Origin of the sequence: Pseudomonas sp. AM8 (assembly GCF_036346475.1) — a bacterium.
In the GTDB taxonomy this organism is placed as follows: Bacteria; Pseudomonadota; Gammaproteobacteria; order Pseudomonadales; family Pseudomonadaceae; genus Aquipseudomonas; species Aquipseudomonas marginalis.
Map to the genome: position 1 here is coordinate 208963 of NZ_JAOTNX010000012.1, position 11941 is coordinate 220903.

An 11941-nucleotide genomic window follows, 5' to 3' on the forward strand; every position below is an offset into this window, starting at 1 on the left:
GAGATATCCCCATGGGATTTGCTCAAGACAAAATCCAAGCATTACCTGCGGTCAATCGTGTGCCAAAAGGAGCAGGTGCAGCCTCGTGGGGCGCGATGGCTCTTTTGTGGCTCGTGTATGCCATGGATGCCAACTCCCGCCAGATGTTCTTTATGGTATTGCCCTCCATCACCAGCGAGTTCAAGACAAGCGCTGAGCTGACTGGACTGCTTGCCGCGTTCATCACGATCGCTACATCTTTGATAGCCGTGCCTTGCATGATTTGGGCTGATAAAGGCGGTCAGGGATGGATGCGTAAATACCGCCATCTGCCAATCGTGATTGCTTACACGCTATTCACCTTTCTGACCGGCCTCAATTTCTTGACTGGCTCGCTTGGAGTGCTTGTCGCGCTGCAGGTGATGTCTCACGCATTTGGCGGCGCTGGCGAAGCCATCGAAGTCACCTCCTTGTCTGAGTGGTGGTCGAAGGAGCGCCGTGGTTTCGCCCTAGGACTTCATCACACCGGATACCCTTGGGGCACATTGATCGGTGGCTTGGCGATCAGTGCACTACTCCACGCTTACGGCCCGGAGAATTGGCGCTTGGCGTTCCTGCTGTTCCCTGTACCGATGATCATCATCTTTTCGGTCTACTGGTGGTTCAGTACGAAGAAGCGTTACGAGTCCTTCGTTGGGCACGCTCAAGCCGTGGGTGAGACCCCTCCATCAATGGAAGCGGTACAGGGTGTGGTGGAGGTGCCCAAAGGCGCGTTCAAGTCTGCAATGAAAAATCCGAACATCTCCGCTATCGCTCTTATCTCGATGTTCGCAATCGTTGGCTACTTCGGCATTAGCTTCTGGCTACCTCAGTACCTGGCTTTTGTTGCCCATTACAACTTCGCAGAGGCAGCTGCTTACTCGGTGCTCTTCACGATCACCGGTGGTATCGGCCAGATCGTTTGGGGATGGATTTCAGACCGTGCAGGCCGAAAACTTTGCCTAGCGCTTGTTTTCGCGTGGCTTGCGGTGGGCATGTACCTCTTTAAATACTCATCCGTCAGCCTGACTTGGCTAATCGCGATTCAGTTGTTTGCTGGATTCGCGATGAACGCGCCCTACACGTTGCTGTATGCCATTGCGTTTGACTCTGCGAAGCAAGGCACGACTGGCTTGGCGGGCTCAATCGTCAACGTCGGTATTTACGCCGGTGGCTTTGGGCCATTCGTGATCGGGATGTTCATCGGCGCAGGTGGTGGCTTTGAGCAGGCTGCGGGCTACAACTACGCGCTCTACTTTATCTCCGGCCTCATGGTACTGGCGGCCATCATCACCATTTTCTTCACCCGTGAAACTACCGGCTGGTTCCTTAAATACGACAAGGCGCTGGTATCGAAGTCTTCTTGCAACATGGGTTTGTAACGAACCGATCGTACCTGCACTTACAAGAAAATCCCCTTGGGGATAGCTAAAGCTAGGAGAAAGTCATGACCCTTATTAATGATGCCAAATGGTTGAGCCAATTCGCCGACGAGTTAAACGGTGATGCTGACTGGACTGCCGCTGCTCGCTATTTTGATGGGCGCATTCAATTCAAGCACAGCACAGGTTTCTCAACGCTAGCGGTTCTCGCCGGTAAAGTCGTTGCGGTTTACCCGGAAGGAAGCCCGTTGGGCGCTGACATCATCGTGTCTGGTGCTGATGATGAGTGGCAGCGCGTTCTTGACGGAAAGATCGACTGGTTTGAAGCGTTGTCCCCTGGATTGGGAAAACTTGAGCTTGAGGGCAACGTGGTTGCTGCATGGCAGTACGTAGATGTGATGGCCCGCGCGTTCGACGCAATGAAGCGTGTAGGGAAAGCTAATGATAACCCACCAGTCTCGTACTCTCCCGGGCCTAAGCCGTCGGGGAAAGAGACGGTAGGACGGTACATTACCGTTGATGGAATTCGCGTTTATTACGAAGAATCAGGGGAGGGGCGTCCACTCGTTTGCTTCCACGCAGCATCACAAGATTCTCTGATGTACAGGCACGTACTGGACGGCCTCTCAGATGAGTTCCGCGTCATTGCAATTGACGCCCCCGGGCATAGCAAATCAGAGCTACCCGAATCAGGCCCATTCCACAGCCTCACTCGCCATGCGGAGTTCAATGAGCACCTTATGGAGGCTTTGGGACTTGAGAAACCCGCCATCATGGGATGCTCGATGGGTGGCAATCTGGTGTTGGAATTGGGGGCACGTCGGCCCGATGCGTACAGCGCGATCATTTCAGCTGAAGGGGCAGATTTTACCCCGACGGTTTCCGAGTTCTTCCTCGATATGTTGCTCATGAATGGGCCAGAGATCATCGGTGCCTGGTCTCGTTCGATGACGGGCAATCGCACTCCACCAGATCGTGCGAGGGAGGTGGTGTGGCAGATCTCGCGCACCACGCCGCAGGTGATGAAAGGTGACCTCACAGGCTATGCGAACTTTGATCAGCGGCAACAAGTTGGAAAGATCAAAGCGCCTGTTTTACTTCTGCGCGGTGACGCGGATTGGTTGGTGTACCAAGAGAAGGTTGAGGAGACAGCATCTCGCATTCCCGGCAGTAAGATCGCCGTGCTCGCAGGTACTGGCCACTATCCAATGACTGAGAACCCATTGGAGTTCTGTGACACGGTACGCGCTTTCCTTCGTGAAGCGGGTCACGGCCACGCAGGCTGAAAGATCTGACTGAGGAGCCCGCTCGTCAGGCGGGCTTTTCTGCGTTTATTTAACGCGAAGGTTCAATTCCGAAAAAAGCCTTTTCTATTTCCGCACAAAAACCTATAGCGCGCCGACCCACTGAGGCTCAGGCCGTTGCGGGAGCTATCTCGACCCTCGAATCCCTTCCATAGCCGATCGTCAGACAATCAGAATTATTTTCTTGTGATCTGTGATCACAGTGGATAGCATCTGTCTCAGAGCGAACATCTGAGCGTCAGCATTGTTCACCAACCGCTCAAACGATTACTCCTAAACATAAATACAAAATTTGGAGAACATCATGCGAAGCACAACTCCATCTGCGACCGAGCGTGGCCCCATTGCAATCGTTGGCGCAGGCCTGATTGGGAGAGCTTGGGCGATTGTTTTTGCTCGAGCAGGACATCCGGTACGCCTACACGACATGGATCTGCAGACAATGCAGAACAGCCATGCCTACATCGAAGCGAGACTTAACGAGCTCGCAGAATTTGATCTCCTCAATGACGCGCCCCTCACCGTACTTGCACGTATTACGTGTGTTCCCGATTTGGCTGATGCGCTACGTGATGTGGTGCTCGTACAGGAAAACGTTCGGGAAACGGTGGAGGCGAAAATCGACATTTTCAGTCGAATGGATGTGTTGGCACCCAAGAACGCGATTCTTGCCAGTTCAACTTCATGGTTACCGGCCTCCGAGTTCACTGAAGATCTACCTGGTAGGGGGCGCTGCGTAGTTGCACACCCTACCAACCCACCTTACTTAGTTCCTCTTGTGGAGCTATGCCCTGCGCCGTGGACAGAATCTGAAGTGATGATTCGAGCGCATGAGATCTACACCGCGGCAGGGCAGAGCCCTGTCGTTCTATCCCGAGAGATCCACGGCTTCTTGTTGAACCGAGTCCAAGCCGCAGTCCTCAACGAATGCTTCAAATTGCATGAGGAAGGCTTTGCCAGCTCGGAGGATATTGATCGGGTGCTCAAAGATGGACTTGCCCTCCGCTGGTCATTTATGGGGCCCTTCGAAACCATCGATCTCAACGCCCCTGCCGGCGTATCTGACTATGCCAAACGCTACGGTCAGCAAAATCGCGAAACGATCAATTCCGAAAATGCTTTCGACTGGTCGGAATCAGCAGTCGCCCGAGTACATGACGAGCGCCGCCAAAAACTTGAACTTGAAGGCATTGCATTGCGATCCGCTTGGCGTGACCGCCGCCTTATGGCTCTCGCTGCGCACAAGCGTCAAGCACCAAATTCCTGACGGCATCACCTCATCCTGAACACCAAAATAAAAGTAACCAGGAGGTCACCATGGCTCGTAAAGTCATCATCACTTGCGCGGTCACCGGCGCAATTCATACACCTTCCATGTCCCGTTACCTACCGGTAACACCAGGTCAAATTGCCGAAGCGGCGATTGGTGCCGCTGAGGCTGGCGCCTCAATTGTTCACCTACATGCTCGTAACCCGATTGATGGCAGCCCCTCTCAGGATCCGGAACTGTTTAAGCAGTTTCTGCCGGCTATCAAAGAGGCTAGCGATGTGGTGATCAACCTGACTACAGGTGGCGCACCGACAATGTCGCTTGAAGATCGACTTCGTCCAGCACATCAGTTCAAACCGGAAGTGGCCTCACTGAACATGGGCACGATGAACATGGGACTTTACCCAATGCTCAATCGGTTTAAGGAGTTCAAACACGCCTGGGAGGAACCATACCTCGCCGGCAGCCATGACCGCATTTTCAAAAATACATTTACCGACATAGCCCACATCCTCGAGTCATGCAGTGAGAACGGTACCCGTTTTGAAATCGAATGCTATGACATTGGGCACCTCTACACCGCTGCACATTTCATTGATCGCGGCCTCATCAAACCTCCATTTTTGATCCAATCCGTTTTCGGCATTTTGGGCGGTATCGGCGGTCACCCTGAGGATGTCCTGCATATGCGTCGCACAGCTGATCGTCTCTTCGGAGATGACTATCAGTGGTCGGTTCTTCCAGCAGGAAAGCAGCAGATGAGCATTGGTGCTCAATCAGCCACGCTTGGAGGACACGTGCGTGTGGGTCTTGAAGACTCGCTTTGGGACGGGCCGGGCCAATTGGCAAAAAGCAACGCAGATCAAGTCTCGCGTATGCGCAAAATTCTCGAAGGGCTTTCACTTGAAGTGGCGACACCTGCTGACGCGAGGGAAATCCTGAAGCTCAAAGGTGGCGATAACGTCAATTTCTAAGCGCGGGCACTCACCCCCCATAAAGTCTATCTAGAGGATATCTTGATAATTAAAGGGCGTGGCACAACACCCGCGCCTTAGCAACTTATCCTTATGAGGAGAAAATGAACCATGTTGGCTACGACCCATACAAAAACACAAAAGGGACAGTCGCTGAACGCTTTAATGTTTCGCAAACTAATGCCGATGTTAATCTTTGCTTACGTTATAAGCTTTCTAGACAGAACTAACATTTCACTTGCCAAAACACACATGGCAGTAGACTTGGGTATTTCCGCTGCCGCATACGGTTTTGGTGCAGGGCTCTTCTTCCTTACCTATGCACTCATGGAGGTACCCAGTAACCTGATCATGCACCGGGTAGGTGCCCGACTCTGGATCACCAGGATCATGATCACCTGGGGTTTGTTGTCTGCCGGTATGGCCTTCATTACCGATGAGACTACGTTTTACATTGCCCGCGCGCTACTGGGCGCAGCTGAAGCAGGATTATTCCCAGGTGTAATGCTCTATTTAACCTATTGGTTTGGTCGTGAGCAAAGGGCGCGAGCCAGTGGCTATTTTCTAATCGGGGTCTGTCTCGCGAATATCATCAGCGGGCCGGTTGGCGGGCTGCTGTTAGAGATGGATGGAATCTGGGGTTGGCACGGCTGGCAGTGGCTGTTCTTCTTGGAGGGAATTCCAGCTGTTCTATTTTCCGTCGTGATTTGGCGAAAGCTTCCGGACGGCCCATCTACGGCAAGTTGGCTGTCAAAGGAACAAGTCACTGAAGTAGAGAAAGTTCTGAAGAAAGAACATGATGAAGAAATCGCCTCCGGCAATGTAGGTCATTCTTTTAAGGGCGTTCTTAAAATCCCTCAAATTTGGCTTGCTATCGCGGTGTACTTCCTCCACCAAGTTAGTGTGTATTCGGTAATTTTCTTCTTGCCGGGCATCATTGGCACGTATGGAGGCTTGTCATCGTTACAAATAGGATTATTAAACTCAGTCCCATGGATAGCAGCAGCACTCGGGGCAGCGTTTCTTCCAAAGTATGCAACTACTCCAAAAATTTCACGCAAAATAATGTTCGGTGGGCTGCTCCTGATGTCGGCTGGATTGACCCTCGCGGCCTTTACCACTCCATTGATAGCTCTAATAGGATTCACTCTTACTGCATCGATGTTTTTCGTTGTTCAGCCTGTGATATTCCTCTTTGCCAGTTCAAGACTGGCGGGAGCAGGTATGGCGGCGGGTCTGGCGTTAGTGAATACCTTTGGTATTACTGGTGGTTTCTTCGGCCCTTCACTTCTGGGCTTCGTTGAACAAACTACTGGTAGCACGAAGAATGGACTCATTATTGTAGCGGCTCTTTTAACACTCGCAGCATTCCTGAGTTTGAAATTACGTCAGGCACAAGAAACGATTACTACAAAAACGCGGGACAACATCGTATTGCCCCAGGCTGCTCCGTGTATTACTGATAATGCGAGGACAAAATGAAGAGCACATCCCTGGCACTTAAACTACATCCTGACGACAATGTTGCAATCGCACGCGCTTCGATACCTCAAGGAACCGTGGTTACGGAGTTCGGTAATATCGTGGTGCTCGCCGATGTGCCCGCAGCGCACAAAATCGCCCTTGCACACGTAAACCCAGGTGATCCTGTTCTGCGTTATGGCCAGATCATTGGCTTTGCTACTAAACCCATTGAGCCAGGCGATTACGTGCATACGCACAATCTGGAGATGGCGACGTTCGAGCGAGACTACGCGTTCGGCGAGGATGCCAAAGTCGCGTCGCCTGCAGCCTCTGCTGTGACATTCCAAGGTTTCGTCCGCGCTGACGGGCGAGTAGCAACTCGAAACTACATTGGTGTAGTGAGCACGGTGAACTGCTCCTCCACTGTTACCAAAATGGTGGTTGAACACTTCTCGCGAAACGGTGTGCTGGATGCTTACCCAAACGTGGACGGTGTGGTGCCGATCACTCACAGCTTCGGTTGCTGCATAGAGCACAATGGCGAGGGGGTGAACCAACTGCGGCGCACGCTAGGCGGGTTCATCAAGCACGCCAACTTCGCTGGCGTGGTTGTCATCGGCCTAGGCTGTGAAGCCAATCAGATGGGCGCGCTGTTCATGGCCCAGGGCATCGAGACCGGCAAGCTTATCGCTCCCGTGGTCATCCAAGACGTTGGCGGAACCCGCAACGCAGCGGACGCCGCCATTGCCGCCGTGGAATCGATGCTGCCGGTTGCCAACGAGTGCCGACGCGAGCCAGTCTCGGCGCGGCACCTGACCGTGGCGCTCCAGTGCGGCGGTTCAGACGGATACTCGGGCATCACGGCCAACCCCGCCCTCGGTGTGGCTGTCGATATGCTCGTAGCGCAAGGTGGAACTGCCATCCTTAGCGAAACGCCGGAGATCTACGGCGCTGAACACCTGCTGACTCGTCGCGCTGCAACCCGTGAAGTCGGCCAGGGTATCGTCGACCTTATCAAATGGTGGGAGAGCTACGCAGACCGCGAAAAAGGCAGTATTGATAACAACCCCACGCCTGGTAACAAGGCCGGCGGCCTGACGACCATTCTCGAAAAGTCTCTAGGCGCAGTTGCCAAAAGTGGCTCCTCCGCACTCATGGGGGTGTACCGTTACGCCGAGCCAATCACGGTCCGAGGCTTGGTGTTTATGGATGCACCTGGCTACGACCCGATGGGGGCCACTGGCCAAATCGCCAGCGGCGCAAACCTCGTTGCGTTCACCACCGGACGCGGCTCGTGCTTTGGCGCCAAACCTGCTCCTTCGATCAAGCTTGCGACGAATACCAAAATGTACACTCGCATGAAGGATGATATGGACATCAACTGCGGGGATGTCATGGATGGCGATGCCACCCTTGAGTCGAAGGGTAAAGAGATTTTCGACATGCTCATACGAGTGGCTTCTGGAGAAAAATCTAAAAGCGAGGCGTTGGGCGTCGGCAATGAAGAAACAGTGCCTTGGATGATCGGCGCTCAAATGTAATAAGCGAGCGAAAAAAAAGAGGCGCCCTGATACCAGGCGCCTCTTTTTAAAACATGTTGGTGGAATTAATCAGCTTCGACAGGCTTGTGCGCATCGGCAACGATCAGCGCCCCTGTATTCAGGATAAACTCGGCAGCACTTTTGATGTCATCTTGCAGTGATTCACAGGCGGCAACGGAGTCACCCTTCTTTAAAGCATCAACCATCGCTGCGTGATGACTGGCTTGCACTCGCTGAATCACACGCTCAGTGCCAGATCGTAGGTCATAGTTGATGATAGGCCCTATTCTCAGCCACAGGGACTCAACTATCTGGAGCAGGATGGGCATGTCCGCCTGATTATAAATTGCGAAATGCAATTCTTTGTTCAGCGTAATCAGCCGTGACTCATCGGGAGCGCCTTTTGCAAACTCTGCGCAAAATGCCTCGTGTATCTTTTCAATCTCAGCCAGCGCTTGCGAATCAACAAGCTCCGCAGCACGAGCTGCAGCTTGCCCCTCCAGATTCAACCGGATACTGGTGATTTCCCGGAATTGGCTGACCGTCAGTACAGGAACGCGAATATATCGATTAGCCGCCATTTCAAGCGCTTGCTCAGCGACCAACCTATGAACCGCTTCTCGCACTGGCATGACGCTAACACCAAGAGCATCCGCTATAGATCTGAGCGAGAGCTTTTCCCCAGGCATAACGCGTCCGCTTATCAGCAGATCGCGCAGCTGGGCATAAACGTCCGCACTGAGGGTCTGGCGGATCATGGGCGATACGAGTGTGGATAGGTTCATGGCGAGAATTATAGGCAGGTTCGATCAGCCAGCATAGGAAAATGAGACAACTGTGATCACGGATGTGCCGGTATAGAAAATGACGGAATTCGGGAGAAACGAGCTCTCTAGCACACGCACAATTAGCGTCTCGCTACCAAGGTCGGTAGCGAGACGTATAGGTCTGACTAATCAAAGATACTCGACATTGCCATCGATGCTGATCGCTTGTCCTGTCACATTGTTAGCAGCAGGAGAGCATAGAAATAAGGCCATTGCTGCCACGTCTTCGGGTGGAGTCATCCGGCGCAATGAGATTTTCTTCAATGTTTGTTGGCGCATCTCCGGCTCTGAAATGCCTAACTGTTTGGCGCGATCACTGATGACGCGATCCTGGCGCGGGCCCTCGACGATGCCCGGCAGCAGAGCGTTGACTCGAATGTCTTTTTCGCCCAACTCGGCTGCCAATGACTTCATAAGACCAATGATGGCCCACTTGGTCGCGGCGTATGGAGTCCGCCAAGCATAGCCTAAGCGCCCCGCGACCGATGAAATATGAATGATGTGTGCGTGTTCTGACTTCGTTAGGAGGGGGACAGCATGATGAGCGAAGCGATACTGCGCATTGAGATTGATGTCTATTGTCTGTTCCCATTCGGCATCGCTAATTTTGTCGATTCCGCCGGTCGGCCCTGCTATCCCTGCATTGTTGATAAGTACATCCAGCCCATCCACCCAATCCTGTTGTATCTCGAAGACTCGCTTAATTTGAGCAGAGTCGGAGACGTCAGCCAATGTGGCCAAAGCCTCTGGATAGCGCTCACGAAATTGTGCGATCGCCTGCTCACTTACATCGCATACATGGACTCTTGCCCCAATTTCGAGATATGCAGCCGCGATCGATTCGCCAATGCCTGCAGCTCCACCGGAAATCAAAACTCTCAATCCGGTATAGGGTGTCAGCCGCTTCATCACGTTCATAGCTAATGCGTCCTGTCTTATTTTTGTTCATGAGTTCTTTCGTGGCTACGGAGTGCGTAGACAAGAAAACCTCATTAAGTGATATGTGATCACAGTTTGTTTGTCAAGACAGGCTTGCCGCAGATTTGCAGGTGATTACCGGAGAGGGCGCAGACTCCTACTCCGGCTCAGCATTGCTACCTGCCGGCCCGATTGATCTGCGAGAGGCAGCTGGCAGCGACTGCGCTTCCCGCAGCACTTCATCGTTATCGAATCTGGGCCATGGTCGGGTAATCCGTATAACCTCGCTCCTCACCCTGATAGAAGGTGGTCGGGTCTGCGTCATTCAATGCGACACCCTGTTCGAATCGCTCTACCAGATCCGGGTTGGCTAGGAACGCAGTGCCAAAGGACACCAGATCAGTATTTCCTTCTCTGAGCGACGTTTCTGCGCGTTCCGCGTCATAGCCGCCATTGGCGATGTAGGTGCCTGCGAAACGACGCTTTAGTTCTCTGAAGTCGAATGAACCCGCACCGACTTCTACTACGTGAATGTAGGCTAGCCCGTAGCGACTGAGCATTTTTGCTGCATAGTTGAATGTCGCTTGGGGATCGCTGTCGCTCATGGAGAAGTAATTAAAAATCGGCGACAGGCGAACGCCCACGTGGCTAGCCCCGAATACTTCGATGACCGACTCCACAACCTCCTTAAGAAACCGAGCGCGATTTTCTGCAGAGCCGCCGTATGAATCGGTTCGGGTGTTGGTGCCATCGCGCAGGAACTGATCGATCAAGTAACCGTTCGCACCATGTATTTCCACACCGTCAAAACCTGCACGCTTCGCGTTTTCAGCACCTTGGCGAAAATCCGCGATCACGCCAGGAATTTCATGCAGGCTCAGAGCCCGTGGTGATTCGTAAGGCTTCAATCCTTCAGGCGTGTAGATCTCGCCATCAGCCTTGATCGCTGAGGGGGCTACCGGCAGCTGATTATCGATCTGTACTAGAGAGTGTGACAGGCGCCCAACGTGCCAGAGCTGGAGAAATATCCGTCCGCCTTCTGCATGCACGGCGTCGGTCACGTGTTTCCAGCCGGCGATTTGCTCGTTGGTGAAAATGCCCGGTGTTCTCATATAGCCTTTGCCTTGAGCCGATACCTGAGAACCCTCAGTAATGATGAGGCCGGCGCTTGCACGTTGACGGTAATACTCGACCACTGTGGAAGTTGGAACATCGCCTTGGCCCGCCCGGCTTCGCGTCAGCGGCGCCATCACCATGTGATTTTTCAGGGGGAGGTTGGCGATTCGGGTGGGGGACAAAAGAAGGTTGAGATTGCTCGCTGTCATGACGTGCCTCAGTATGATTTGGGGTGTTGGAAAGTTATCGTCGAGATGATTTTCACGCCGGGTTGAGCGGCGCTAGTTGAGCCGTCCTTGCTGCCGCAGCCGTGTGCCAATCCGCTGTATTTCCGTTTCGCCCTGCGCCAGAGCTGCCTTGCTCGTGTGAACCGAGTAGTTACCTGTTACCAGGTCGTACGGATGCTTTACCGCCGAGCCCATCACGAAAGAGCAATCGCCTTTCGCGATGAAGTTGATGTGGTGCTCTGACTCTTCGAACACAGCTAATTCGCCGACATTGACCAACCCTCCTGCATCCAGACTTCCTGAACTAACCGCGAGCCAGGCAATGTTGTGACCGGACGGTGGGGTGTAACGCCAGTGCTCACCGTCTTTTAAACTCACGGCGAGATAGTTCATTTCACTCGGTACTTCGATCAGGCTTTGAGCTGCCCCGTAACGTCCCAGTAGTACCCGTGCTGGGCCCATTTGTGGAACTTGCAACGGATCAAGGTAGGTACTCATCGCGGGAGCGTTTTCAAGCGGCGGCGGCAATGCCACCCAGAGCTGGAATCCCTGTATTGCGGACTCGCTTGCTAGCGTAGCGTCGTGCCACACCCCATTGCCGGCCTGCATCCACTCAACACCCCCCGCGAGCAGTAAACCGGTCGCCCCAGTGGTGTCCTCATAAGAGACATCCCCTTTTGTCATGAAGGTAATCGTTGCGATTCCTGAGTGCGGATGCATGCCGAAACTCGACTTACCACCACTGGCGTTCAGGCTGAAAATGTCCAGGAAAATAAACGGCTTCAACAGCTCTCCTAGATCACCTGGACTCATAAGCCTCGTTATAGGGCCGTGTGTGGTTCCTTCAGTAAGATGGGCAATGGCCCGTGGTCGAACTACTACGGTGGCGGTCATATGCTT

The 11941-nt window shown here is 53.2% G+C and carries 10 protein-coding genes; 6 read left to right on the forward strand and 4 right to left on the reverse strand.

What is annotated here, in order from left to right; all coding sequences use genetic code 11:
- Positions 1-11 precede the first annotated feature (11 nt).
- The 6 genes from V3W40_RS26110 (at position 12) to V3W40_RS26135 (ending at position 7953) form a co-directional block, all read left to right on the forward strand.
- Positions 12-1400 (forward strand): MFS transporter, encoded by a 1389-nt coding sequence (locus V3W40_RS26110; protein WP_330215899.1) that lies wholly within the window; start codon positions 12-14, stop codon positions 1398-1400.
- 65 nt (positions 1401-1465) lie between these two features.
- Positions 1466-2686: an alpha/beta fold hydrolase gene (locus V3W40_RS26115; RefSeq protein ID WP_330215900.1), complete on the forward strand. Its 1221-nt coding sequence runs from the start codon at positions 1466-1468 to the stop codon at positions 2684-2686.
- Between the two features lie 322 nt (positions 2687-3008).
- The gene (locus V3W40_RS26120; RefSeq protein WP_330215901.1) at positions 3009-3971 is read left to right on the forward strand and encodes a 3-hydroxyacyl-CoA dehydrogenase; all 963 of its coding nucleotides are present in this window, start codon (positions 3009-3011) and stop codon (positions 3969-3971) included.
- Positions 3972-4021: 50 nt separating this feature from the next.
- A complete protein-coding gene (locus V3W40_RS26125; protein ID WP_007913166.1) occupies positions 4022-4948 on the forward strand; it encodes a 3-keto-5-aminohexanoate cleavage protein in 927 nt (308 codons plus the stop codon).
- Between the two features lie 111 nt (positions 4949-5059).
- Positions 5060-6430: an MFS transporter gene (locus V3W40_RS26130; RefSeq protein WP_330215902.1), complete on the forward strand. Its 1371-nt coding sequence runs from the start codon at positions 5060-5062 to the stop codon at positions 6428-6430.
- Positions 6427-7953, forward strand: a complete 1527-nt coding sequence (locus tag V3W40_RS26135; protein WP_330215903.1) for a UxaA family hydrolase — start codon at positions 6427-6429, stop codon at positions 7951-7953. Before V3W40_RS26130 ends, V3W40_RS26135 begins: the two co-directional genes overlap by 4 nt.
- Before the next feature lie 65 nt (positions 7954-8018).
- Here the strand turns inward: V3W40_RS26135 and V3W40_RS26140 are convergent, their stop codons facing one another.
- The 4 genes from V3W40_RS26140 to V3W40_RS26155 form a co-directional block, all read right to left on the reverse strand.
- Complete coding sequence (locus tag V3W40_RS26140) at positions 8019-8711, reverse strand: GntR family transcriptional regulator (protein WP_330215904.1); 693 nt, start codon at positions 8709-8711, stop codon at positions 8019-8021.
- Positions 8712-8909: 198 nt separating this feature from the next.
- On the reverse strand, positions 8910-9698 hold the full coding sequence (locus tag V3W40_RS26145) for an SDR family oxidoreductase (protein WP_330215905.1): 789 nt from the start codon (positions 9696-9698) through the stop codon (positions 8910-8912).
- Between the two features lie 245 nt (positions 9699-9943).
- Entirely contained in the window at positions 9944-11023 is a 1080-nt protein-coding gene (locus V3W40_RS26150) for an alkene reductase (protein ID WP_330215906.1), read from the reverse strand.
- 72 nt (positions 11024-11095) lie between these two features.
- Entirely contained in the window at positions 11096-11935 is an 840-nt protein-coding gene (locus V3W40_RS26155) for a pirin family protein (RefSeq protein WP_330215907.1), read from the reverse strand.
- Positions 11936-11941 lie beyond the last annotated feature (6 nt).

Bases quoted from the DNA above. Each gene is read 5' to 3' on its own strand.
- V3W40_RS26110 (WP_330215899.1), top strand. From the start codon at position 12: ATGGGATTTGCTCAAGACAAAATCCAAGCATTACCTGCGGTCAATCGT.
- V3W40_RS26115 (WP_330215900.1), top strand. From the start codon at position 1,466: ATGACCCTTATTAATGATGCCAAATGGTTGAGCCAATTCGCCGACGAG.
- V3W40_RS26120 (WP_330215901.1), top strand. From the start codon at position 3,009: ATGCGAAGCACAACTCCATCTGCGACCGAGCGTGGCCCCATTGCAATC.
- V3W40_RS26125 (WP_007913166.1), top strand. From the start codon at position 4,022: ATGGCTCGTAAAGTCATCATCACTTGCGCGGTCACCGGCGCAATTCAT.
- V3W40_RS26130 (WP_330215902.1), top strand. From the start codon at position 5,060: ATGTTGGCTACGACCCATACAAAAACACAAAAGGGACAGTCGCTGAAC.
- V3W40_RS26135 (WP_330215903.1), top strand. From the start codon at position 6,427: ATGAAGAGCACATCCCTGGCACTTAAACTACATCCTGACGACAATGTT.
- V3W40_RS26140 (WP_330215904.1), bottom strand. From the start codon at position 8,711: ATGATCCGCCAGACCCTCAGTGCGGACGTTTATGCCCAGCTGCGCGAT.
- V3W40_RS26145 (WP_330215905.1), bottom strand. From the start codon at position 9,698: ATGAACGTGATGAAGCGGCTGACACCCTATACCGGATTGAGAGTTTTG.
- V3W40_RS26150 (WP_330215906.1), bottom strand. From the start codon at position 11,023: ATGACAGCGAGCAATCTCAACCTTCTTTTGTCCCCCACCCGAATCGCC.
- V3W40_RS26155 (WP_330215907.1), bottom strand. From the start codon at position 11,935: ATGACCGCCACCGTAGTAGTTCGACCACGGGCCATTGCCCATCTTACT.